General features: G+C 49.1%; 19 protein-coding genes. 8 read left to right on the plus strand and 11 right to left on the minus strand.

The window, feature by feature from the left end; genetic code table 11:
* The first annotated feature begins 159 nt into the window (after positions 1-159).
* From BRW63_RS00880 to rimM, 5 genes are all read left to right on the plus strand, one after another.
* Positions 160-2,460: a heavy metal translocating P-type ATPase gene (locus BRW63_RS00880; RefSeq protein ID WP_073069022.1), complete on the plus strand. Its 2,301-nt coding sequence runs from the start codon at positions 160-162 to the stop codon at positions 2,458-2,460.
* Positions 2,461-2,469: 9 nt separating this feature from the next.
* Positions 2,470-3,039, plus strand: a complete 570-nt coding sequence (locus BRW63_RS00885; protein ID WP_073069023.1) for a cupredoxin domain-containing protein — start codon at positions 2,470-2,472, stop codon at positions 3,037-3,039.
* A 2-nt stretch (positions 3,040-3,041) separates the two neighbouring features.
* A complete protein-coding gene (locus BRW63_RS00890) occupies positions 3,042-3,455 on the plus strand; it encodes a heavy metal-responsive transcriptional regulator (RefSeq protein WP_073069024.1) in 414 nt (137 codons plus the stop codon).
* A gap of 73 nt (positions 3,456-3,528) precedes the next feature.
* A complete protein-coding gene (locus tag BRW63_RS00895) occupies positions 3,529-3,933 on the plus strand; it encodes an NIL domain-containing protein (RefSeq protein ID WP_073069025.1) in 405 nt (134 codons plus the stop codon).
* Positions 3,934-3,974: 41 nt separating this feature from the next.
* Entirely contained in the window at positions 3,975-4,544 is a 570-nt protein-coding gene (gene rimM / locus BRW63_RS00900) for a ribosome maturation factor RimM (protein ID WP_073069026.1), read from the plus strand.
* A gap of 206 nt (positions 4,545-4,750) precedes the next feature.
* On the opposite strand, the gene BRW63_RS00905 is transcribed toward rimM, so the two are convergent.
* Complete coding sequence (locus BRW63_RS00905; protein ID WP_073069027.1) at positions 4,751-6,091, minus strand: TldD/PmbA family protein; 1,341 nt, start codon at positions 6,089-6,091, stop codon at positions 4,751-4,753.
* A 220-nt stretch (positions 6,092-6,311) separates the two neighbouring features.
* Positions 6,312-7,784, minus strand: a complete 1,473-nt coding sequence (locus tag BRW63_RS00910; RefSeq protein ID WP_073069028.1) for a TldD/PmbA family protein — start codon at positions 7,782-7,784, stop codon at positions 6,312-6,314.
* A gap of 209 nt (positions 7,785-7,993) precedes the next feature.
* Between BRW63_RS00910 and BRW63_RS00915 the strand changes: the two genes are divergently transcribed.
* The 3 genes from BRW63_RS00915 (at position 7,994) to BRW63_RS00925 (ending at position 15,153) form a co-directional block, all read left to right on the plus strand.
* Positions 7,994-8,680, plus strand: coding sequence for a hypothetical protein (locus BRW63_RS00915; protein ID WP_073069029.1), 687 nt, complete (start codon positions 7,994-7,996; stop codon positions 8,678-8,680).
* A 403-nt stretch (positions 8,681-9,083) separates the two neighbouring features.
* Positions 9,084-10,004 (plus strand): hypothetical protein, encoded by a 921-nt coding sequence (locus BRW63_RS00920; RefSeq protein WP_073069030.1) that lies wholly within the window; start codon positions 9,084-9,086, stop codon positions 10,002-10,004.
* A gap of 31 nt (positions 10,005-10,035) precedes the next feature.
* Entirely contained in the window at positions 10,036-15,153 is a 5,118-nt protein-coding gene (locus tag BRW63_RS00925; protein WP_073069031.1) for an nSTAND1 domain-containing NTPase, read from the plus strand.
* A 373-nt stretch (positions 15,154-15,526) separates the two neighbouring features.
* Here BRW63_RS00925 and crtC read toward each other — a convergent pair whose 3' ends face one another.
* The 9 genes from crtC to BRW63_RS00970 all read right to left on the minus strand — a co-directional run bounded on the left by crtC (position 15,527) and on the right by BRW63_RS00970 (position 25,977).
* Positions 15,527-16,432 (minus strand): cyanoexosortase C, encoded by a 906-nt coding sequence (gene crtC, locus BRW63_RS00930; protein ID WP_073069281.1) that lies wholly within the window; start codon positions 16,430-16,432, stop codon positions 15,527-15,529.
* A gap of 113 nt (positions 16,433-16,545) precedes the next feature.
* Entirely contained in the window at positions 16,546-17,148 is a 603-nt protein-coding gene (gene hpsJ-C / locus BRW63_RS00935; RefSeq protein WP_073069032.1) for an HpsJ-like protein, cyanoexosortase C-associated, read from the minus strand.
* Between the two features lie 415 nt (positions 17,149-17,563).
* Entirely contained in the window at positions 17,564-18,175 is a 612-nt protein-coding gene (locus BRW63_RS00940) for a PTPA-CTERM sorting domain-containing protein (RefSeq protein WP_106253881.1), read from the minus strand.
* 389 nt (positions 18,176-18,564) lie between these two features.
* Positions 18,565-19,746, minus strand: coding sequence for a glycosyltransferase family 4 protein (locus tag BRW63_RS00945; protein WP_073069034.1), 1,182 nt, complete (start codon positions 19,744-19,746; stop codon positions 18,565-18,567).
* A 99-nt stretch (positions 19,747-19,845) separates the two neighbouring features.
* Positions 19,846-21,036: a glycosyltransferase gene (locus tag BRW63_RS00950; RefSeq protein WP_073069035.1), complete on the minus strand. Its 1,191-nt coding sequence runs from the start codon at positions 21,034-21,036 to the stop codon at positions 19,846-19,848.
* 18 nt (positions 21,037-21,054) lie between these two features.
* Positions 21,055-22,248, minus strand: a complete 1,194-nt coding sequence (locus tag BRW63_RS00955; protein ID WP_219898267.1) for a glycosyltransferase family 4 protein — start codon at positions 22,246-22,248, stop codon at positions 21,055-21,057.
* A 148-nt stretch (positions 22,249-22,396) separates the two neighbouring features.
* Positions 22,397-23,446: a glycosyltransferase family 4 protein gene (locus tag BRW63_RS00960; protein WP_073069037.1), complete on the minus strand. Its 1,050-nt coding sequence runs from the start codon at positions 23,444-23,446 to the stop codon at positions 22,397-22,399.
* A 2-nt stretch (positions 23,447-23,448) separates the two neighbouring features.
* The gene (locus tag BRW63_RS00965; protein WP_073069038.1) at positions 23,449-24,864 is read right to left on the minus strand and encodes a hypothetical protein; all 1,416 of its coding nucleotides are present in this window, start codon (positions 24,862-24,864) and stop codon (positions 23,449-23,451) included.
* A gap of 18 nt (positions 24,865-24,882) precedes the next feature.
* A complete protein-coding gene (locus BRW63_RS00970) occupies positions 24,883-25,977 on the minus strand; it encodes a hypothetical protein (RefSeq protein ID WP_073069039.1) in 1,095 nt (364 codons plus the stop codon).
* Between the last annotated feature and the right edge of the window lie 3 nt (positions 25,978-25,980).

Here is a 25,980-nt window from a genome sequence, read left to right on the forward strand (position 1 = left end):
CACCCTAGCTCTCTCCCACAGGAGAGGGAACTAGAAAGTATCTGAAAGCCCTTCGTCTCCCTGGGAAGAAGGGTTGCGAGGGCTTCGCCCCCCTTCGTGAGGAGGGTTCTGAGTCGCACATCGCGTTAATTTTCCTACCCTTCATTCCTTCTCTAACCGATGGAAACCAACACCCTAAAATTAAGCGGCATGAGTTGTGCCTCGTGCGCTCATAGCGTTGAAGATGCGATTCGATCGGTTCCCGGTGTCGCTGAAGTTAACGTCAATTTTGGAGCTGAACAAGCCACTCTTCAGTACGATTCTAAGCAGACAAACTTGGAGCAGATTCAACACGCGATCGTTGACGCTGGATACAGTTCCTACTCGCTGCAAGACCAAGAGTTTATCACCGACGAAACTGAAGCTGAGAAAACAGCCCGATCGCGAGAATTTCGTCACTTACGCAATAAAGTCATTGTCGCGGGTGTGATCAGTGCGGTTCTAGTCATTGGTTCATTCCCGATGATGCTAGGGTTGCCGATTCCATTCATTCCCGCATGGCTCCACAATTCCTGGTTACAACTCGCTCTTTCAACAGCCGTATTATTTTGGTGCGGTCGAGAGTTTTTCATGAATGCTTGGAAAGCCTTCAAGCGGCACACGGCAACGATGGATACTTTGGTTTCACTGGGCACGGGATCGGCTTATCTGTATTCGATCGTAGCGACGGTGATTCCTGGCTTTTTTATCGCTCAAGGACTTAATGCTGATGTCTACTACGAAGCGGCAAATGTGATTATCACGCTGATTTTGCTCGGTCGTTTGCTCGAAATGCGGGCACGAGGACAAACGTCAGACGCGATTCGGAAACTGATCGGGTTACAAGCGCGTGATGCCCGAATTATGCGGAACGGGCAAGAACTCGAAGTGCCGATTCAAGAAGTTCAGATCGGTGATGTGGTGATGGTGCGTCCGGGTGAAAAGATTCCGGTGGATGGTGAAGTGGTGGAAGGGACTTCAACGATCGATGAATCGATGGTGACAGGCGAGAGTATGCCGACCAAAAAGCAGCCTGGAGATGAAGTCATTGGCGCAACAATGAACAAAACTGGCAGCTTTCGATTTCGAGCGACTCGTGTGGGCAAAGATACCGTTCTGGCGCAGATTGTTCAACTCGTACAGCAAGCGCAAGGATCAAAAGCGCCGATTCAGCGATTAGCCGATCAAGTCACAGGTTGGTTTGTGCCTGTAGTGATTGCCATTGCGATCGCAACCTTCGTCATCTGGTTCAATGTTATGGGCAATGTGACGTTAGCTTTAATTACAACTGTTGGCGTGTTAATCATTGCGTGTCCTTGTGCATTGGGACTGGCAACCCCCACTTCTGTAATGGTCGGGACTGGCAAAGGCGCGGAGAACGGCATTTTGATTAAGGGAGCCGAAAGTCTAGAACTCGCCCATCAGATCGAAACGATCGTCTTCGACAAAACCGGAACCATCACCGAAGGCAAACCGACCGTTATTGATTTTGTGACCACCGTAGGCAGCGCAAACGAACTGAAATTATTAGGTCTTGCTGCTTCTGTAGAACGCAATTCCGAGCATCCATTAGCCGAAGCCGTGGTGCGATATGCTCAATCTCAGGAAGTAACTTTGGACGATGTACAGCACTTTGAAGCCATCGCAGGTAGCGGCGTTGAGGGAACCGTTTCTAACCATTTTGTTCAAATTGGAACGCAACGATGGTTGAACGAACTGGGTATCAATACTACCCCTCTCGAAACTGAGAAAAGCCGATTAGAGTCGCTTGGAAAAACAGTGGTGCTGATTGCGATCGATCGTCAACTTCAAGGGTTAATGGGCATTTCTGATGCGCTCAAACCGTCTTCTGCTCAGGCAGTTCGCGCATTGCAACGTTTGGGCCTCGACGTGGTGATGTTGACCGGAGATAATCAGCAAACGGCAGACGCGATCGCCCGTGAAGTCGGGATTCAAACCGTAATTGCCGAAGTCCGACCGGAGCAAAAAGCAGCCGTGATTGAATCGATCCAGAGCGGCAAGTTTGGCAAACCGTCAATGACTCAGACAAAATTTCGCCATACTCAATCAACGATCGTGGCGATGGTCGGAGACGGGATTAATGATGCGCCTGCATTAGCTCAAGCCGATGTGGGTATTGCGATCGGAACGGGAACCGATGTCGCGATCGCAGCCAGCGACATTACCTTAATCTCTGGCGATCTTCAAAGTATTGTGACTGCAATTCAACTCAGCCGTGCCACCATGACGAATATTCGTCAAAATCTTTTCTTTGCGTTTATCTACAATGCATTAGGTATTCCGATCGCAGCAGGCATTCTCTTTCCAGTCTTTGGCTGGTTACTCAACCCAATCATCGCAGGTGGTGCAATGGCGTTTAGCTCAGTGTCAGTTCTTACGAATGCGCTCAGGTTGCGGAACTTTAAGCCCAAAGTAATTTAAGGAGAAACAATGACGCAGAAATACTGGATTGTTAGAAGTTTGGCTTTTGGGTTGATGCTAGGCATCTCAGGCAAAGCGGTTGCCCAAATGCCGCACGACGAAATGCAACCCTCTGGAGCCGAGCAACCCACTCAGTTTCAACGCATCGACCAACCGCTTTGGCTCAAAAGTGCGGTGACAGCAGGCGGAATCGGATTGATTGGCGTAGAACTCTGGTGGTTTTTGTTCAGTCAGTCTAAGTCTCGCAAAGCCGACACGAACCAGGGCATCCAGGAAGCTACAATCACAGTGGATGGCGGCTATGAACCCAATCGCATTGTGGTCAGTGTTGGGCAACCTGTGCGACTGAACTTCGATCGCCGCGATCCGTCTAGTTGTCTCGAAGCCGTGCGAATTCCTGACTTTCACATCGCAAAAGACCTGCCACTCAACCAAGTGACCGCGATCGAGTTCACGCCCACCCAACCCGGAGAGTATCCATTCACCTGTGGCATGAATATGTTTCACGGCATGATTGAAGTGCAGGGAACAAAACGTTTAGAAGCGACGGCTCAAAATCTTGTTTCACAAAGGAGTTAATCATGTTTGTTCAGAATGAATCGAAACTGATTGGTTCTGTCGCCAAAGAAAGCGGTATCCCGATCAAAACGATTCGCTACTACGAGGAGCTAGGGTTATTGAAGACAATGGGCAGAACCGAGGGCGGCTATCGATTGTTCAGCGCTGATGTGTTTACCCGCTTAAATTTCATCAAGCGTGCCCAGAACTTAGGCATGAGTTTGTCAGAAATCAGAGAGTTTTTGGAGGTTCACGATCAAGGTGATTTGCCGTGTGACCAGGTTCAAGAAAAGCTGAGAGATAAATTGGTGGACATCGATCGACAAATTCAGCAACTCCAAATTCTCAAGCAAGAGTTAGAAAGGCTTTTGGTGAGAGGGCAGGTCTTACCTGAAAATTCTGCGGCAACGATTTGTCCAATCATTGAGCAAATTTGAGCAACTTCAAAGACCTTCTGCATGAATCCAACCTGCTTTCTACAATAGGAAGACGGTCTGCCAAAATCTAATTGTGAAAAAACGAGTCACGCTAACTTTCCCAAAACGATCGGTGCAGATGCCTGTCACTTACCGATTGGCAAAAGATTATAACGTCGCGGCCAATATCATTCGGGCGCAGGTGGCTCCTAATCAAATCGGGAAGCTGGTTGTCGAGTTATCGGGTGATATTGATCAGTTAGATGCTGCGCTGGAGTGGATGCGATCGCAAGATATCGGCGTGTCTTTTGCAAGTCGTGAAATCATGATCGATGAAGTGGCTTGTGTCGATTGTGGCTTGTGTACAGGAGTGTGCCCGACTGAGGCGCTGACGTTAGATCCGCAGTCGTTTAAGTTGACCTTTACGCGATCGCGCTGCATTGTCTGCGAACAGTGCATTCCTACCTGTCCAGTTCAGGCGATTTCAACAAACTTTTGAGCGAACGATCGAATGGGCAAGATATCGCTGCAAAATAGTAGATGAATCCCATTGGCAATATTTTTTCTGTGCAGACCTCCCACCCTCAAAATCCTTTTCTCGAAGTTGGCAAAATCGTCTCGACCCAAGGGTTAAAGGGCGAGGTGCGGGTTTATCCTGATTCAGACTTTCCTCAACGATTTGTAGAGCCGGGAAAACGCTGGATTTTGCGATTGAACGCCACTCAACCCGAAGAAATCCAACTCGTCAAAGGTCGCTATCTAGACGGCAAAGGCTTATACATTGTCCAGTTTGCCGGAGTCGAGACCTGCGAACAAGCAGAGGCTCTGCGGGGCAGCAAAATTTTAGTCTTAGCCAGCGATCGACCCGAATTAGAAGCGGGTGAGTTTCACGTTGCTGATTTGATTGGGCTGCAAGTATTTGATCAGGCGACTCAAGAACGGGTTGGAACAGTCGTTGATATTTTGTCAGCCGGAAATGATTTGCTAGAAGTGCAGCGAGAAAATTCGGAGAGTCGGGTTTTGATTCCGTTTGTGATGGCGATCGTGCCGATCGTTGACCTCAAACAAAACCGGGTAGAGATTACACCTCCACCCGGCTTAATTGAATAACGTCAGTTCGATGAGTTCTTTCGCTTCGTTCTTCAGCGCTTCAGCCCCCTAAATCCCCCAAAATTGGGGGGCTTTGAACCTCAATTCTGGGGGATTTAGGGGGCAGCCCGGATTGGCAACCGCAGCGAAAAGCTTCATCGAATTCACGTTGAATAAGGTTTCATTCTTGCATGAGTGGGCAAGATGCCACCCCACAAAACTTGAGACTATTCGCCTGTGATCGATAATTCGTCTACCCAGACTCTAGGCGCAACCCCAGACCCCGTAAACTCCAGCTCCTTCTCAACATAGATAACCGACTTGAGAACTTCGCGAATATCACCTGCCACCGTCGCAGATTCAACACTGGTGCGCTTGCCGTTTTGCACCAGCCAACCATCAAACGGCAGTGAAAATGAACCTTGTGTCGCCTGAACCCCAGCATGAAGGGCACTCAAATCATCAATCAAAATCACATTATCAGCCGTGTCTAAGCTGTAGTCTTGCTCGGCAGATTCCCCGGCAAAGATGTGATAGAAGTGAGGACTCACCGTGATCTTAGACCCCATATTGGCATGCCCCGTGGGTTGAGCATTCAGGCGTTTAGCCGTGCCAGAACTGTGCAAGAAGCCCGACAACACGCCGTTGGTGATCAGAGCAACGCGACGAGTCGGAGTGCCTTCTCCGTCAAAGGTTTCTGCGCCGACGTTTTCGGGGTGCAGCGCGTCATCGCAGAGACAGAGCAGCGGTGAGGCAATCTGCGTTCCCAGCGATTCGGGGGTGGAGAGACTCTGGTTATCGAGAATGCTCTGAGCGTTAAACAAGTTAGAAAACGCACCAATCAAACTGAGAATTGCTTCAGGCGAAAAAACGACACGATATTTACCCGTTTTCACCTTGTCGTAATTGAGGTGACTGATGGTTTTCTCGGCCGCTTCTTTAAGACAGCCGTTGATATCTAACTCGTCTAACCCATGACTGACGCGAAACGCACCTGCGCTGCGAGGCTTTCTGCCTTCTTCCTCAGTTTTGGTGTAGAGGTAGAGTGAGGCAAACGAATGCCCTTCATTGCGGACAGCCCCTTCGCTGTTGAGATAAAAGCGATCGATATCTCGCTGCGCCAGCCCGTTATAAGGAACGCCTTTAATCGCCGGATGTGCCGCCAGCAATTCTTTTTCTGCCTCGACCAGCGTTTCTAGCAGTTTAGAAACGGGCGCTTGAGGATTCTTTGCTTCAGCATGGGGCGCTGTGGGATCTGTCGCTTCAGGACTGAATTCCGGCACGTTTTCCTTCACGCCAAAAAAGCTGGCTTCGTGAGCCGTTTTTAAGGCGAGTTCTAGCCCGATCGGGTCAACATCCGTCGTCGAAGTTACCCCAACAGAATGCTCATCGTTCCACACGCGAACCGTAACGCTCGATCGCTGGGATGCCTTCATCTGCTGCGGTTCGCCTTGATCGACCTGGACGCTGGTTTCGTCGATCGCCGACCCATAAATATCGTATTTTTTGATGCCCAACTTGTGAGCCGTATCTTTTGCGTAGGATGCAATGTCGTCAATTTTAGGCATGAGAATTATTTGTGTTAAGGAGCAATATTGCGAGACATTCCACCGGAACGTCCCTGCTAGAAGAGGGTGCAAGAAAGGCGTTGCTGCATCGAAGTTTGATCTGTCAAGGTTGTAAATCCTCTCGCCCCCTAGCCCCAATTCTGGGGGACTTTGAGTAGATCTAATTCCCCCAGAATTGGGGCTAGGGGGCGTATTCATTCCTTGATTCTGCAACGCTAAATTATCGTCCGCCGACTGTGATCGAATCGACTTTGATGTGGGGCTGTCCGACTGTGACGTAAACGCTGCCGCTCACAGAACCACAGAACCCAGCCGCTAATCCTAAATCGTTGGAACACATAGAGATTTTGTTCATGATTTCGGTGGCTTCACCAATTAGAGTTGCGCCTTTGAGCGGCTTGGTGAGTTTGCCATTCTCGATTAAGTAAGCTTCGTCTACCGCAAAGTTAAATTGTCCGGTTGCGCCAACGCTGCCGCCGCCCATCTTTTTGCAATAGATGCCTTTGTCGATCGAGGCAAACAGTTCTTCAACCGAGTAGTCACCGGGTGCGATATAGGTGTTCCGCATCCGACTCGCAGCAGCATAGGTGTAGCCTTGACGACGACCGCTGCCCGTGCGAGGGTTGCCCGTGCGGACAGAACCCGCGCGATCGGCGATAAAGTTCTTCAAAATCCCGTTTTCGATCAGCAGGGTGCGCTGCGCGGGCATTCCCTCGTCGTCCATGTCGATCGTGCCAAATGCGTCGCTAGTCAATCCTTCATCCCAAGCGGTGAGATTTTCGTGAGCAATCTTTTCGCCTTTCTTATCAGCAAACGGCGTGGTTTTGCGCTCGATTTGCGTCGTTTCGAGTAAGTGACCACAGGCTTCGTGAAAGATTACGCCGCCAAACTCATTGGCCATGACGACTGGATAGTTGCCCGACTCTACATAGTCTGCATACAGCATCTTCGAGGCAGAATCAGCCACTTCTTCAGCATCTTTGCCATAGTTCCAGGTTCTTAAGAAACCGGGTTCGCTGGTGCTGCCGACTCGCTTGTTGATCGACGATCGTTGAGCGCCGTCAGCACACAGCAGGCTATACCCGACGGATTGCGATAAGCGAATGTCTCGCGCAAACGTGCCATCGCTAGAGGCAACCAAAACTTCTTGCCAATCTCGGAAGTAGACCGCGCGACGAGACTGCACAAACTGGGCTTGGGTCGCTAACTCACCGTTTGCTGCCAGCAAGACATCACCCATTTCACGCATTGAGCTACAGTCAGCCAACCATGATTCTTTGCCCTTTTTAACGGCGTAGTCTCTCAGCAATTCCAGGTTGATTTCTGGCACATAAGAATTGGGGGCAGGAAGCTGCAAACCCATGATCGATAAGCCTTTCTCAAGGGCAGCTTTCAGACCGTTGAACGATAAATCGTTGGTGCTGACATAGCAATCGGCTTTGCCGCGAAACACTCGCACCCCAGCACCCGTCGAGAGGCGAGGCGAAATGCTGGTGATCGCGTCGTCTTCTGCCATGCAGCTAATATAGTTAACGCGCTCTAGAAAAAACTCAATAAAATCGGCACCTGCTGCACGTCCCCATCCCAAAAGAGTGGATAGCGGAGCCTCCCAAGTTTCATCGAAACGATCGGGCGTAGACTGATAGGTCAAACGGGGCAGTTCTTTTGAGATTAATAAAATGGGGGATTGCATGGGAAGCCTCTCTGCTAGGACTGTTGAGACAGTGGTTCACTTATTGTAACTTGCAGGGCTGAGAGGGGTAAGGCGGAATCCCGTATCTCTGGGTTTGGGGGCCTGAAAAAATCTTTTTGGTTGGGGTGCATAACCCGATCGAGCTATCCCTATGAGTGAGTGTAAGAGGTTAACGCCTCACAAACACACTCACCTCAAGGAGAAATGCAATGAAACTCGTCAAACTCTCTAGCTCTCTAGTTCTCGCCTCTGCTTTGTTCACTTCTTTGCTTCCGGTTAGCGCTGTACGCGCAGATGACAACTCGGCTCTGTTTGGTCAACTGGCGGGCAAGATTCAGTGCAGCGACGTGGGGTTAGGCTCTAACACTCAAAACAATCGCGGTAGCTCTAGCTCTGCTCGCAACAACTCCACTTCTAGCAACAACTCAGCGTCGGGCAAAAATGCCAGCAGTCAGTCGAGCAACAGCAGTAACAAAGATGGCGGTGGCGGTGGCTTTAACATCCTCGGCATCTTTGGTGCAAGTGGTGGTGGTCAAGCTCAGAGCAGTGATTCTAGCGCTTCTAACAACTCTAGCTCTTACAATCGTGGTAACGCCTCCAATCAAGCTAGTGCATCACGCCAATCTAGTTCTTACAACCGCGATTCTTCTACAGTAGTGGTTGGTAAAGATTGCGATTCTAACAACGCTGCTGCCGCAGTGGTGATTACAACGTTGGACACTAATAAAACTGCGAAAGAGATGAATTCTGAGAACAACACAACCTCGCGTTATGGAATCGATGCTCAAATCAAAATCAACGATAGTAACAACAAAACTGCTGTTGATTTGTTTAACGCTCAACGCCGATCGGGTGCTGTCAACAATCTGACTCAATGGTATACACCGCAACACTAAAAAATTGTGAGATTTGAATTAGAAACTACTCAAATCTCGTCCTGATATCCGCTCACTGTTTGTAAGTAGGAGTACCGCCTTGAGTACTCCTATTTTCTTGTTGTAATGCCTATTCTAAAAATAATTGCGGCATTGCTGAATAAAGGGATGATTGTGGTAAGGGCAATCCCCCCGTGGTTGCCCTCCGTCAGGGGTAGGCACGGGGGCGCTACCCCTACAGCTATTTCATCCCCTCATTCTAAAGCGCGACAATTGCGATCGCGTCCTCGTGTGAATTTGTAGGGTTCATAAATCAAATGGGTATGGAATCATTGATTTTCTATAAACCTGCATAAACCTCAAATCTGCTCCCTATTAATGAGGTGTAAGGGTTACAGCCCACCCCAATCAAAGGAGACCCCCGATGAACGTTCGCACTCTGTTAAATCTGGCTTTGTTGCTCTCTGTTTCCACTCCCGTTGCTCTGCCTGCGGTTGCCTCTGAAGCCATCGTCAGCACCTCTACCACCACGACTACGACCACTCGCCAGGGTTCGATGATTCCGCAAACGGCGGGTGTGGTGATCAAGCTTCCGGCGGCTGTAACGGTTGATGTGGGGCAAAAGCAAGACTATCCGATGACGGTGCCCCTCGCACAGCCGTTGCTGGATTTGCAAGGCAATGAAGTCGTACCCATGAATACGCCTGTTACGATCAAGCTCAAGCCAGAAAACGGCGGCGCAAAAATTGTGGCAGAATCCATTGTGGTTAGAGGTCAGATTGTGGCAATTCAAGCCGCGAGTGCGGTGATTCCGGGTAACACGATTACGCAGCAGAGCGGTGCCGATCGCGCTCGTGAAAATAGCGGTGTATTGGGTAATCTATTTGGGGCGGTGATGGGGGCAACGGCTCCCGAATCACGTAAAGCTTCTGCTTTTGATCAAGGCGGGATGATTGGTGGCGCGATCGGCATTCTCAGTGGCATGACATCGCCTAAAAATATTCGGATTGTGCAGCTTCCTGCCGATAGTGTATATGTGTTGACACTACAAGCGCCGATTTCACTGCCCACGATCGCCGCTGCTCCCCAAACCGAATCTGTTCAATCTAGCGCTAGTCAGCCTCAGTTTGATTTTCACAACATTATGGACTATAGCAAAGGCTTAGAGCAGGTGATCAACGGGTTTAAACAAGGGCAACTTTCTCAAGCCGAAGCTCGTCGTGTTGTAGTTAGTGCTGACCAATATGCAACCACCAAGCTGACTTCAAAACTTTATCCTCCGGCAGGTCTGCGTCGCCAGGTTGCTCAATTGTTTGACTACACTTATGGCATCGATCGTAAGTAAATCCCATCCTTCGTCCCTTGTCCCTCTGACTATGCCCCGCGCCATTAGCCGACCCACCCTTTCCCTCGAAACTGGCAAAGCCAAACTGTGGATTCTGCTGGTCGGGGTCAATCACTACCAAGATACTCATCTACCTTCGCTGCAATATCCTGCCCTCGACTGTCAGGGATTAGCCGATGCGCTCACCGAGGCAACCCAAGAGTTTCCTCAACGAGAAATTCGCACTCATCATGATTTTGGGGCAGACGTGCCCAAACTAGAATCGGTGCGGCAAACGCTGCAACAGATGGTCACAGACGCGCAGCCTCAAGACACTGTGCTAGTCTACTTTTCGGGACATGGCGTGTTAGACGATCGGACTCAGCAAGCAGTGTTGTGTCTGGCAGATACTCAGAAAGATCGCTTGTTAGAAACGGGGTTCGCGGTTGCAGAATTGTTGAATTTGTTGGGGCAATGTGCCGCCCGTCAGCAAGTGATTTGGCTAGATGCTTGCCACAGTGGAGGCATGACGCTAAGAAGTGCGAAAGGACAGTCGATATTGTCGAATCCCACCGCCCAAATGATGAACGTGTTGGGACAACGTGCCGCTCAAAGTCAGGGGTTTTATGCGCTGTTGTCGTGCGATCGTGCTCAACAATCTTGGGAGTTCCCCGAATTGGGACATGGGGTGTTTACTTACTTTCTGATGCGGGGTTTGCGCGGTGAGGCGGCAGACGCTCAGGGCACGATCGAGGCAGACGGACTTTATAAATATGTCTATCACCAAACGCTGCAATATATCGATAAAACCAATCAACAACTGCGATTAATCAATCAACAAAAGCGCAGTCGCGGCGACACTCAGCTTCAAATTGAGTATCCAATGCAAACGCCAAAACGCATTGTTGAGGGCATTGGTGAATTGATTTTAGGCGTACGATCGGCAGCGATTTCTCCTCAAAATCCCCGTCAAGCGTTGGTGATTGAAGGACTTCCTAGCCAGCAAACCACGCTGAGTTTAAGTAAGGTACTTCACAACGCAGGCGGCTTTGATTTGGACTATTATCCCCAACCGGGCAAAGATTGGTCAGCCGTGCGTGAGGCGATTCAAACCTGCCTAAAATCTGCGGAACCTCTCCCCAGGCTTTCCACCACTGCTCTACTCTACTTGCGGGGACGGATCGAAGAAACCACCGAAGGCGATTCTTGGCTAATTCTAGGCGATGGCACTCGGATTGCTCGATCGTGGCTGCGGCAAGAATTACGTCGCTCTCAAATGGCACAACAAATTGTGGTGTTAGACTGCCCCGGCGCAACTTCTCTGACGGAGTGGGTTGAAGAGTTGCAACTCGGCAACAACCAAGGACAATGCCTGATCGCGGCAGCTTCTCCGGCAACAGAATCCGAAAAATTTGCTCAAATCTTGTTAGAAACGTTGAAAGTGGGCGATCGTCAAATCGGTCTTCCTGCCGCAGGTTGGATCGCGCAACTTCAAATCGCATTAGCAGGAGAATTGCCGCTACACGTTTGGTTGTCAGGTGCCCAAGGCGTGATCGAAGTGTTGCCCGGACGAGTTGGATCGCGCAGCCCTGAAACCGCAGGCTTTGACCTGGGACTCTGCCCCTATATGGGGTTGAGGGCGTTTTCAGAAGATGATTCTAAATACTTCTACGGACGAGAAGGTCTGACTCGCAAGTTGATTCAAGAAGTCAGTCACCAATCTTATTTGGCAGTGGTCGGCGCATCGGGAAGTGGCAAATCTTCGATCGTACAAGCCGGATTAATCGCGCAACTGCGACAAGGAAAGCAAGTTCCCAGCAGTGAGCAGTGGTGGATTGGGCAAATGCGTCCGGGCGATCGCCCTTTAGAAGCCCTTTCTCGTAGACTAGTAGACGCTGGCACCGAGAAAGAAAAAACTCTTCAACAGCAGCAAATTGAAGGCATCTTGCACCAAGGGACAGAAGGCTTTGTTTATTGGCTACGATCGCGCCCCGAACCTGTAGTTGTTCTCGTGATCGATCAATTTGAGGAACTATTTACTCTAGCAGCAACTGACGATCGCCAACAATTTTTAGATCTAATTTTGGGTGCTGTGAACTATGCCAGCGATCGCTTTAAGTTAATCCTGACGCTCCGTGCAGACTTCATTTCGCCCTGTTTAGAAATTCCTGAACTGGCGCTTATTTTGCAGCGATCGAGCGTTTTAGTACCGCCTTATTTGACCGAAAATGATTACCGTGAAGTGATCCTTCGTCCTGCCGAACAAGTCGGATTGCAGGTCGAATCGGGGTTAGTCGAAGTCCTTTTGCAAGAACTTGACCACAGTGCCGGAGACTTGCCCTTATTAGAATTTGTATTAGAACAACTGTGGCAACAACGTCGATCGGGCACACTAACTCTACAAGCTTATCAGCAACAAATTGGCGGATTGCGGGGCGCATTAGAACGGAAAGCCCAAGCGGTTTATGACAGTTTAGAGGCGGATGCTCAAGCCTGCGCTCGTTGGATTTTCTTATCACTCACGCAGCTAGGAGAAGGCACCGAAGATACTCGTCGTCGGGTGTCTAAAGCCGATTTGGTAGTGAAGAAATATCCGGTAGAATTGGTCGATCGCACTCTTCAAGCCCTCGCAACCGCCAAACTGATCGTCATCGGACTCGATGAATTAGACGCACACAGCAAAGGAGCACCGCCACAGAACCCCGACTTCACGCTTGACACTTCTTTCACCGACGTTTCGATCGAGGTGGCCCACGAAATCCTAATTCGCTATTGGTCTACCCTGCGCTGGTGGTTAGAAGAAAATCGTAATCGACTGCGATCGCAGCGTCAAATCGAGCAAGCTGCCCTGCACTGGAAGCAGAGCGATCGACAACCCGATTTTTTGTTGCGAGGCATTCGACTGGCCCAAGCCGAAGAACTCTATGTCAAATACACCGACGAGCTTCCGGCAGATACGCAGCGATTTATTGAAGCCTGTTTTAACGAGCGCCAACGCGAACAGAATGAAATCAAACGCAGACTCCGCAAAGCACAGATAACAGCGATCGTGATTGGGTCATTAGGCATCGCCGCCTGTGGATTAGCAGGATTTGCCTATTGGCAGCAGCGCAGTGCCCAACTCCGAACAATCGAAGCTTTAGCTGCCTCATCTGACGCGCTGCTATCGTCTAACCATCAGCTAGAATCATTGATTGCAGGAGTCAAAGCAGGACGGCAAATCAAACAAATCGATCGGGTCTGGAATCCGATTGCGATTGACTCTCGCATCGAGGCGATCACTACACTGCAACAAGCACTTGCTCACACTCAAGAACTCAACCGACTAGAGAGACATAGCCAGAAAGTTAACGATATCAATATTAGTAACGATGGAAAACTAATCGCTACAGCAAGCAACGATAAAACTATAAAACTATGGCGAGATGATGGCACCTGGATTAGAAACATAGAAAACCAGGAACGCATTAACACAGTCGTCTTCAGTCCGAATAGCAAAACTTTAGCAACTGCAAGCGCAGACAAAACAATCAAACTGTGGAATCAAAACGGAAAATTATTAAAAATCTTTAGTGGACATCAAGACTGGACAACCGATGTTCAGTTTAGCCCTGACAGTCGATTATTAGCCAGCGCGAGTCGAGACGGCACGATTAAACTTTGGCGACTCGATCGCAACATCCCAATCCAAACATTGCAAGGTCACAAAGGCTGGGTGAACAGCATTCGTTTTAGTCCTAATGGCAAAATCTTAGTATCTGCCGGAGAAGATGGCACCGTCAAACTCTGGCAAATTGACGGCAAAAATGATCGGTTACTGAAAAGTTTTATGGGGCATCGCGATCGCATCACCGCCACCACATTCAGTCCTGATGGCAAACTAATCGCTACTGCCAGCGCAGACAAAACGGCAAAACTTTGGTCACTCACCGGGCAGTTATTACAAACATTTGAAGGACATCTCGATCAAGTAAATGACGTTCGCTTTCATCCTCAAGGAAAAACGCTGGCGACGGCTGGAGCAGATGGCACCGTTAACTTTTGGAGCTTAGATGGAGCCTTGCTGCACACGATCAGCACCTCGCGCAATGAAGGAACCGCCGCCCACTCGGACGAGATTACCCGGATTCGCTTTAGCCCAGATGGAGCCATTTTGATGACTGCCAGCACCGACAAAACCGCCAGGCTTTGGAGTGTCTCTAACCTTAAGCCACTCAACAGTGGATTGTCTGTCACCAGTCTTAGCCCAGATGGTCAAACGATCGCCGCAGTCAATGACAAAACCATTCAGCTTTGGAGGCGAAGCAACGGAACCATTCAACCATTAGCGATCGTCTTAAAAGGACACACCTCCACCATTACGGCGGTAGAGTTCAGTCCTGATGGCATCTTAGCCTCTGCCAGCGCCGATAAAACCATCAAACTTTGGAATGTTACAGACGGATCGCGAATCAGAACGCTAACAGGACATCGCGATCGTGTCACCGCTCTCAGCTTCCGCAACGACAGCAAACTCTTGGCATCTGGCAGCGCCGACAAAACCATCAAACTCTGGAATGTTGCAAACGGCTCACTCTCAGGCACTCTCAAAGGACACGACGACGAAATCACCGCCGTGCGCTTTAGCCCAGATGGGCGACTCCTCGCATCTGGAGGCTATGACAACACCCTCAGACTTTGGTATCCAGACAGCACCGCGTCGATCGTAGTCGGACGACATCAACTCGCGATCGCGGCGATCGCCTTTAGCCCAGATGGACACTCGATCGCGTCTGGCAGTTGGGACAACACCATCAAACTTTGGACACTTGGCGATGTCACACCTAACAAAGAAGCCACTCCCAGCCAGACACTCACCGGGCACAGTGATGGAGTCACCAGCCTTAGCTTTAGCCCAGATAGCCAAATTCTTGCGTCTGGTAGCGCCGACACGACCCTCAAACTTTGGGATACCCAAAATGGTTCGCTACTCAAAACCTTGAGCGGACAGGGCGATCGCATTCAAAGCGTTAACTTCAGCGCCGATGGCAAAACTCTGATCAGCAGCAGCGATCGTCAAGGCGTAGTTTTGTCGAACTTAGATTTAGACGACCTGTTAAAGCAAGGCTGCGATCGACTGCAAAACTATTTGCAAAGTCACCCCAACAGCGATCGTAATTTGTGCGATTGATTTTTAGTAGACGATCGCCTGACGTGCAGTGCAATTTTAGGTGATACTAATTAACCTGAGTTCGGGTTAAGCCGAAGGCTGAAATCCCCACTGCAAGTAGCTTGAGCCAAACAACCAGCTAGTAATCTTTTCTCAATAAGTCCTACTATTAAGAATATTCTCAATTGTGAGGCTTATTGACAAGAGCCTGATGTGGAGCATAGCAGCAAGGCACGGAAAATCAGGACTTCTGGCGATTTCTTATCCCGAACTCAGGTTAATTAATTTTAAGTGATACTAATTAATTTTAGGTGACAGATCCGCATAAGGGACAATGCCATGCCCGTGCAGGAAGGGCGCGTGGGGTAGGGGCACGATATGTCGTGCCCTCTATCTACTCTTTTACAGTTTGTTGATTCATAATCCACATTACTAAGTAGTAGTAGACCGTGAACAAAATCGTCGAGAAGATCTGTCCGCCCCAGGTGCCGTGCCAGAAATCAAACGAATCTTTGCCCCAATAAACCGACGCGATCGTCAACAGCATAATTCGAGGAATGTTGAAAATCAGGGCTAACATCACGCCAACCACGACCATCGCGATCGTGTTCAGGCGACTTTGCTTGAGCCACAGCCCCATCAGCAAGCTTGCCCCCGCCATCGTCACCGCCATCTCAAACCCATTGCACACAAACCCAATCTGCACGGCTCCGGCTGGCAACTCAATGATGAATTCTTTTGCGATCGCAGGTTGTCCGATCGCTTGCAGTGCCAAGCTACCCGCCCAAGCCATCAAATTTTCGAGATAGTGAGCGGGAGTGATCATTTTCCAAACCTCTCGGAGCGCGTAAGTCCAATCTGGGTAAAGGCTAACTAAAATGAGAATACTTTGAACAGCATAGATTTTGAAAAAACGAATGCCCCAAGAGCTATAGGCAATGCCAATCAAAATCACTGCCCAGAGGAGCGCTCTTAGCGAAACCGATGAGAAGCAAACCGGAAAGAGCGCGGCACTCCCAAAAATAATGAGATAGCCCGTCAGCCGCTCTTCATCAGAAACCACCATGCGGTTCACCGATTTGCGGTGTTTCCATAAATGGTCGAGTCCCAAATAGAGAAAGCCAAGATTAAAGAGGATGTTTGACGACCCATGTAGGCATGTATCGACTGCAACCTTGAGCCAATCGGGTAGATAAAACAGCCCCATCAACAGACCAAAGGTAACGATGCGATGATGAGGCGTGCAGGAACTAAATTGGGCTAGCCGAACAACGCCTCGTTGAATTTTTTGCTGGATCATAACCTGATAGGTGTTCACTATGGCGATCGTCTAATTGCAACCAATTGTTGAGGGGCGATCGTCCAAAGATCTTCCCCCAAGGTTGGGTTGCCCCGGCAGCGACTTCTGATTGATTAAGCTTTAGATGGACGATTGCCATATTGCCCCAAGCCAATGAGTGCTATGCCGACAATCACTAAGTTGCCAATGCTCGAAAGGCTGGTTTTGACAATTCCAGTTTTGGCATTTTGTTTGAGTGTGGAAGCTTGTTGTGTCAAGGCTTGAGAGGCTTTTTGGATGTCTTCTGGGGTGACTTTGACTTTGCCCTGCACTGAGCCAGGCTGGACTGCTTGAATTTGATTTTGCAGCGTTGAGGCTTGAGCGCTAATCGTGTTGACTGCTCTCTCTTGAAAAGCCAGCCCGTCGCGAATCACCAGCACACAGGCAAGATTGAACAAAACGCCCAGAATCAGACAGGCGATCGCTAACCGCTTGCGTAAACGTCGCGATTCTAAGCTGCCATACATCAGCAGCGCTAAACCAAACAGTAGAATAATGCTGCGATCACCAACCTGCTGAAACAAAGAAAGCCGCCACTCAATATTTCCAAATGCAGGCGGAATCACTAGCGCTAACACATCGAAAATGAATCCGGCAATGCAGGCGACCCCGACAATGCGACACAACCCTGTAGAGCTATAAGCAGGGGCAAAACTTTGAGAAGAAACTGTGGTCATAGAAGTTACAACAACTCATTCAATACTAGATAGGAGCTTAATTCAACCCGTTGAGAGACAAACCGGATACTTATGGAAAACTTGAAGAAACGCCAAAACTCAACATCTGACCATGAACGATCGAGGAGCAGACGCTTCAGAAAGGCAACAATGAATGCGTCTGTGAAGTGTCTGACTCCTGGCTCGATCGTGGTGTTTAAGGAACACGGGTTAAATAAGACCCGGATTTGCCCTCACCCCAACCCTCTCCCCAAGGAGAGGGAGTAAGATTCTGGTTCCCCTTCTCCTAGGGGAGAAGGGGTTAGGGGATGAGGGCGAAAGGCTAAAACGTAGCCCGAACAATGTGCAGTTTTATTTGACTCACGATCCTTAACTAGCAGACGAGTTTTCAACTCGGTGCCAATGGCACAAAAGACTAGGCTTCAGCGTTCGCTGCTGCCATCTCTTTCTTGCGCTTGCGGAGCATACCCATACCTAAACCAATCAACCCTGGCAACAGTGCAGGCGTTGGAATTGCAACAATTGATGCAGAATAGGTGGCAGGGTTAAAGTTAGTTAGCTGAGACGTGAACAGACCACCCTTCGCAGCAATGGAGTCAGCACCACTTCTAAAGAATCCTTCAAAAGTTGCACTCGAAGTACTATTGTTGTAAATGAACTTTGTGAGATCGAAGCTGATGCCTCCTCCAATGTTGGTGATGAAGTTAGTCACTGGAGCACTACTGAAGAGGTTACCTCCAAGCGCGCTTAAAGTGAGGTTTTGAATTGAAGGCTCGGTTCCGCCCAAGCCAGCAAAGCTACCATTGCTACTAGCACCGATCGTAGTCTTTAGCAGATTGCCTGCGACAGAGGAGAATTCAAACTGAGTTGGGGCAGTGTTGTTGGGATTAGCTTGAACATTTCCACTAATGCTGAGAACGCTACCAGGAGTGATGCTAAGGGCTTGAGCGGGGGATGCCGAAACTGTGGCAGCAGATAGGGCGATCGCGGTCGCGGCTGCCCCGAAAAACATTGTCTTTGATTTCATTGATTTAACCTACTAACGTTTAGGGGCGTTCATTCGGAAGCAGTCTGAACAGAACCTAGTAGGCTACCGCTCTCAAGACAGGGCTGGAAATCTTTGAGTAAAAGATGAGCAAAAAACAATCGCGTTTAATGTTGCCATTGTTTGCTCCAGCCTGAGTCGAGAGTCTTCCGATGCTGGTAGCCTGGAAATGCACGTTAGCCCTGATTTCTTAAAAACTTTTATCGTCTTAGGTGTAAGCACCAGGTAAACTAGTTGCTTTCCCTGATTGTGTCACTTTTGTCTATGACACGCATCTCCTAACATATTAGGCAATCTCACCGGGTTTGGCATCACCTGCTAAAGGACTTTACTGTTAGTTCACACAATTTCACTGACGTAAGCACAATAGCTTACAAAACTGTGCCAGTTTGGATCGGTGTTAACGCTTGATCAGCCACCACACGCTCTAAAACTTGGGCAACTTTTTGACAAGTTCCATCCAGGTGAAAAGCTTGACTTGCATGCTGGTATGCACGTTGAGCGATCGCCGCCGCCAGATCGGGATCGGCATAGCACTCATTGATCACCTCAGCCAACTTTTCAGCATTATTGCCCGGCACCAACCACCCAGTCGCCCCCGGCTCAATCAACTCCACCACACCCCCGGCGGCAGTTGCCACGATCGGGCGTTGACACAGCATCGCTTCCACAATCACCCGACCAAACGGTTCGGGTGAAGTTGACGTGTGAGCAACCAAATCGCAAGCACTCATTAGCTCAGACACATCTGCCCGAAAGCCGAGAAACTTGACGCGATCGTGCAGCCCCAACTCTGCAACTTGTTGATGGAGGCGATCCACATATTCCTGTTCACCAAACAGCGCATCGCCCACCAACAGAGCTACCACATTGTTAGGACAGTGCGTCAAAGCTTCTAGCAAAACGTGTTGCCCCTTCCAGGGAGACAAGCGGCTAAAACTACCGACGACAAACCGCCCTTCCAGTCGAAGCTGCTGCCGTAACTGTGTTGCATTTTCGGGTGACTGTTGAAATCGCTCTGGCAAAAAACCGTTGTAAATCACTTCTGTGAGTTCTGTCTTACCGCCTGCCGCCACAAAAGCCGTTTGTGTTGCTTTTGAGTTGGCAATCACTCGCTCCGCAAACCAATTGGTCAAAATAGGAACTAGTCGGAAGTTAATTAGGCTGAAATGTTCCGCAGTGAGAATATCGTGCAAACAATGCACCAACGGACGGCGGCTGAGAAAACTCGCGATCGTTCCCACAACCAGCGCTTTTGCTGTATTGGTGCAAATCACATCATAGTCTCGACTCAGCTTCAACACCTCCAAAACTAAAGGCACAATTTGCTTCAAGCTCGTAAAACTTTGCCAAGCGTTACTGCCTCGGTTCACCCTGATCGCTTGTTTGCTCAACACCCGCACCGGAATTTGTTCTTGCTCTAGACGGGCCTGGAACGAACCTTCTGCCATCAGCGCAACTAAGCAAGAATCTCGGTACTGTCGAGCAATATCGAGTAGAAACAGTTCTGCGCCTCCCAATACTCCACTATGGTCTAAGAATAAAATCTTCATAACGTAGGCTTTTTGGGTAGTGAAAAGGATTTAAGAAATAACGCTTTAACTTTAATTTTAAGAGAGACAGAAGCAAGAAACCGCCAAATCGCGGATTTATTAGAGAATTTTTGCTCCATTGCTCAATTTGTCATAAGGAGACAGATCCTCTATCACCAAGCTTGCTAAAAGTTGGGCAAATTTCTGACAAGTTCCATCCAGGTGAAAAGCTTGACTTGCATGCTGGTATGCACGTTGAGCGATCGCCGCCGCCGCTTCTGGATGAATTTGACACTCGTTAATCACATGCGCTAATTTCACCGCATCATTCGCTGGCACTAACCACCCCGTTAGATTCGATTCGATCAGTTCCAAGACTCCTCCGGCTGCGGTTGCCACGATCGGGCGTTGACACAGCATCGCTTCCACAATCACCCGACCAAACGGTTCGGGTGAAGTTGACGTGTGAGCAACCAAATCGCAAGCACTCATTAGCTCAGACACATCTGCCCGAAAGCCGAGAAACTTGACGCGATCGTGCAGCCCCAACTCTGCAACTTGTTGATGGAGGCGATCCACATATTCCTGTTCACCAAACAGCGCATCGCCCACCAACAGAGCTACCACATTGTTAGGACAGTGCGTCAAAGCTTCTAGCAAAACGTGTTGCCCCTTCCAGGGAGACAAGCGGCTAAAATTACCGACGACAAACCGCCCTTCTAAGCCAAGCTGTTGTCGGAGTTGTGTAGTCTGGGTGGGTGAGGTCTTAAACCGTTCTGGCAGAAACCCGTTGTAAATCACTTCGGTTAATTCAGCCCTGCCCCCTGCGGCTACAAACGCAGCTTGAGTTGCTTTAGAATTGGTGATCACTTTTGTCGCACAGACATTGGCGATCGTAACCACAATCCGCAAATTTGCCTGACTGAAGTGATCGGCTGAGAGAATGTCTCGTAAATAGTGAACTAGAGGGCGACGGCTAATCAGATTCGCGATCGCGCCAATCACCATTGATTTTTGCGTGTTGGTGCAAATCACGTCATAGTCTCGACTCAGTTGCGCGATCTTAACGATCAAAGGAAATAGCTGTCGCAAATTGCTGAAACTTTGCCAAAGACTGCTGTCTCGCTGAACGGCGATCGATTGATTGGTTAGCACCTGTACCGGAACGCGCTCTTGCTCTAATAGAGTTTTGAACGGGCCCTCGGCCATCAGCCCCACCAGACAATGATCCCGATGATAACGAGCAATATCGAGCAGAGAGAGTTCCGCACCTCCTAAAACCCCACTGTGGTCTAAAAATAGAATCTTCATGAGCGTCACTGAAAGTATCTAATAAACGATTTTAGTCTCAGGAGACGCGCCGATCGCGAGAGATGGGACTCGATCGGAAAGCGCACTGCTGTAGACTACTTTAATCTGTTGAGCCACTACAGACCAGGCATAGTGATCTCTGACATAGGCTCTGCAAGCCTCAGCATCAGGCAGCGATCGCTGACCCGATAAAATTTCTAGCAGCCCTTGCGCCAGGTGTTCAGTAGAAGAACCCTCAAACATCAGGTCAGCAGACAATGGACGCAACACTTCTGGAATCGCTCCAACAGGTGTGCCGATGACAGGCGTTCCCGATGCCAAAGACTCGATCATGATTAAGCCAAACCCTTCGAGTGAAAGCGTCGGCACCACCGAAAAATCAGCCGCCCGGTAAGCCAGTGCAAGCTGTTCGTCAGGGACAAACCCCAACAATCGAACGTGATTGGTTAAATCGAGAGATTCAATTTGCTGATGTAGCGTTTCTGCTAATTCTCCCTTCCCAGCAATCAGCAACAAAGCATCTGGGTGGTGTTGTCGCACCGTCTGCATTGCGCTCACCAAATTTTCTAGCCCCATACGTTTTTTGAGTCGCCGTGTGGCAAAGAGAATCGGACGATCGCACTCCCAGCCAAGTTTTAGTCGCGCCTCTGATTTAGAATCGCTAAACGCAAAGCGATCGAGATCGACCCCAGGTGGCACAACGTGAATGCGATCGTAGGGGATCTGATAGGACTGATGCAACAGATCACGAAACGCTGTAGAAAGCACAATTAGCTTACTCGCACGTTGGTAATACTTTTGCTCTAACGTTTTCTTTAACCAGGTATTGACAGTGGAATAGCCTTCAACCTGGCTTTCTAACGCCCACGGTCCGTGAAAATGAACAACTAAAGGACGATCGCCAATTAAATTTAGAATGGGAAACCCGTAGAGCGCAAAATGCGACACGACCAAAGGCAAATCTTCTTCTTTGAGCACCTGTTGCACCGCCGATCGTAGACCTTGCCAACGCTTCAGCAACGAAACCTGCTGCGGAGCAAACACTTGAATCTGTCCGTGAGACTCTCGAAAAACCTGGTCTGAACCCGTAACTAAACCACGCATTTTGATTCCGGCGGCGGGCAGGTGGCGGGTACAGTCATAGTAAAACCGATTGAGTCCTCCAGTTTGCTCAGGGAACCAATCCATACCGATCTGGAGTGTGTTTAGCATATTTGATACACTGCAATAATGGAATTTGAGACCTTAGCACGCAATTTGACGGCAGTGATACAGCCTGATTGAAAGGGTAGAAGGCAGCAGGATCGAGACAAACGCCGTAAAAGTAGTTCAAAATACCCAACAACAACTTCTGTGTTTGCTAAATACGCTTACTTTGCATTGACTTAGCGATCGCCGTCAGATAGATGTCCTCATACTGCTTAGTGATCTCTTGCCAATCAAACGCTTCAGCCCGCAAAAGTCCCTTAGCTACATAGGAAGATCGGAGTGTTTCATTTGCTAATAAATCATTAATCTGCTCACCTAGCGCAGAGTCTGCTGCCAACACTCCATACTGACCGTCGTCTAACACTTCACACGCGCCAAGATTTGGGCTGGCAACCACCGCAGTTCCAGATGCCATTGCCTCTATGTAAGGAACACCAAACCCCTCATAAGTGCTTGGCATACAAAACACCCAGGCTCGCTGATAAAGCTCACAAATTTTTTCGAGCGGAACCTTGCCAAAATTAACAACCCCCTCGCCTTGAATCGGCTGGTCTGCCACAGTCCAAAGTTCTGCATTGGGAAAGCGCGATCGCACCTCTCTCACAAAGATGTCTGCCAAAAACGCACCTCGTTTGCGTCCTCCCACAGTGCCTACAAATAGAACACAAGGATAATCTGCCTTTTCACCTGGGCGAAATCGAGAGAGATCCACTCCACAGGGAATGATCATCGAAACAGCAGGAATGCGCCTCTGGGTTGCCCTTGACACCCCGATGTTGGCATCTGCAACCCACGAACCCACCTGTTCTAACCCGGCAATGACAGTTTGATAGATGCGACGACGCAGCCGGACTGCATGTTTTGCCTCATCGATCGCAGAACCGTGAAACGTCCGTAAGTGAGGATGGCAACTAAAAAGCAGATAGTTATCGCCGTGAGTATGGACAATATCAAATTCAGAAAAGTCAGTTTGAGCAAGACAAGCCGCGAAAAAAAATGATTGTAGGCGCAGTCGTCTTATAGCCGTAGGGATCGCATATTGATGCACCTGATAACGACACTCGTCATAAACAGGACTAAAGGTGAACATTGTTACCTCGTGTCCCTGATCTACCAGAACATTAGCTAGATAGTGAGACTGAGCCGCAACACCTCCTTTTGCTTCATTGGGTAAATCGACATGAGTCATTGCAATTTTCATCGTTAACTCCCTTCTGTTTGATGGTCGTAATATTTTTGGGAAGCCACACCCAAACCAACGAAGCCCCAGAAAATAATTCCAGACTCCCTCACTAAGACATTTCCAAACACTAGCTGTAGACACATAGCTAGGACGATCGCGCGAATCGTGCTTGTAAAGGAATCCGATCGACCTTTATTCCCCTTAAATAACCGGAGGAGCAGTAAGAGCAACCCTCCACCATAAAAAACCATGCCAATCCAACCAAAGGTGAACAGCAGATCCAAAATGGCGCTATCGTAAGTTGGTATAACACCCGTTCCATATCCAGTTAAACTAGATGAAGCCTGACTCAACAATCCCTCATAGGTTGCCCTGCGGACTTGAGCACTCGTATCGTTGTCTAGGTCAGACAAAGTGTCTATGCGACTGTTGATCGCCTCCGCGAAGGGTTCCATAGTCGTTAAGGGAATCACTGCAAGCGCAAGGACAAAGACGATCAGAATTAACCGCAACTGAAATTTGGGGCTAAGGGAGGTGCCCAATGCCACTAAGCCAAACATCCACCCACCCCAGGCAGAACGGACTAACGTCAACATAAAACTCAAGTACCCTGCTATGGAAGCGGGAATTTGCAGAACCCCTTGAGCGCCTTGTCCACTTAGCATCATCAGTAGCCCTGCCATCATCCAGACAGCGAAGGGGCCGGGTGAGTTCATCGTGCTGAATAATCGAACCTCCTCATTGTCAATACTGCCGAAAGAGCCAGCACCTTTTTCAATGACGGCTGATAGCCAGAACGTGTCCCAAGCGGGCATACTCGTATATTGAATAATTCCATAAACACCTGTCACCAAAACGCCCCAAAAGAAGACCCTTTGAGTGTTTTTTCGATATTCAGGATAGTTCTGCCAATGTAAAACTAAATAGAAACTAAATAGAACTGGAATTAGCCAATCTAACCCAGTTTTTGCCACGCTAAACAGTGAGCCATTAACGGCTCCAATGCCAAAACTGTAGGCAATTCCAACAAGCATCAATATATAAGGAACCGTGTCTCCTCGACACAGTTTTGGAAGCTGTTGTAGCAGCGGCGGGAGGATCACCAAAACTGCTAAGTAGGGCGCTAATAGAACCAGACGAGTCTCATCAAACTGACCTGCGTAGAAGTCAGATATACGACTCACACAAGGAGTCAGAAACCAGAGCCACCATGAAAAACCGAGGTAGAGGATTGGATATTTCTGATGCAGCAGAAACGCAACGAGCAAGGCTCCTAACGGATAACTGAATCGCAGAACACTCCCTAGATGCGCGAAAACACACACGCTTGTAAACAAGACAAACGCTAGGATTATAGCCCAAGCGGCCGCAGGCTCTAAGCCGATCGCGGCGAAAGCTGAGGGACGTTTGTAGAGGGTTGCGGTTTTATGATTCATGCGTGGATGCGAACCTGATTAAATGTTGCTGTTGTCTAACGATCGGGTTGCGAAACAATCCGCAAAAGTTTTTGCTTGAGTGGATAGCTGGTGAGTTTGATACCAGCCGTAGGCACTGTCTGCAACCGCTTGTAAAGCACTTGAGCTAGAGACACCCACGTCTAAAGTCCAATACTGTTGTCCTGCTTGCAATCCATCACTGTCAGGATGAGGACGATGGCAGATAGGCAGTAAACCGTGAGCGCAATAGGCAGCAAAAATGGTGGATTTGGCTAAACGCCCACTGTAGTAGTGCAAAAACCCTGCGATCGAGGTTGACAAAATCTCACTGATTTCTTCGGTGGGTCGTTTCCCTAACGCCGTGATAGGAACGGTACCAATCGTGGATAACTCTAATCCAGTTGGCATTCCGATATCCAAAATCTCCTCAATCTGCAAACGATTGCAGATCTGATGCAGCACCGATTGAGAATGACGATAGACGCGCCGTCGGTTTCCGGCTTGCCCAAAAATCACAAGCTGCTTCTTACGGGCTGAGAGAGGCAGAACAGATTGAGGTTCAGCAATGCCAGAAAACACTGGAAGACAGGGGATGTCAACGTGTTTTTGTTGGCTGAGTGTTTGCAAGGTTCTTGCATATTGTTCTGCACTGGTGATGCAGCGATCGCTCAAACATGCGACGCGACTTGCCAACTGTTGATGAATTGGGGCCAGCCAAAACCCTGACCTCCAAGGCGGCTCAGTGGCAATCAGTTCATGAAACATCGTGATTAACAGCATATCAGGAGCCTGTTGCTTCCAGTTCTCTAGCCCATCAATCAGCCACCATGGACACCCACGTTTTGCGTAGCCATAGTTGACGTAATGCAGGAAGACTGGGGTGGTTGGTGGATGATTGAGCAAGGCAGTTTGAAGCGTCTTGGCAGAACGATCGCTCAACGTCTCAACTGAAAAATTAGCCAGTGGCTCTATGTCTCTCCAGTCACAATCTCCAACAATAAAGTGCGTTTTAATTCCAAAGTCTTGCTCTATTCGTCTCGCTAAACAAAATGCGTAATCGCCAATACCATCGATCGCGGGTGGCAGGCGAGGCACAATCGAAATGATGGTCATCAC

Origin of the sequence: Phormidesmis priestleyi ULC007 (assembly GCF_001895925.1) — a bacterium.
Classification (GTDB): domain Bacteria; phylum Cyanobacteriota; class Cyanobacteriia; order Leptolyngbyales; family Leptolyngbyaceae; genus Phormidesmis_A; species Phormidesmis_A priestleyi_A.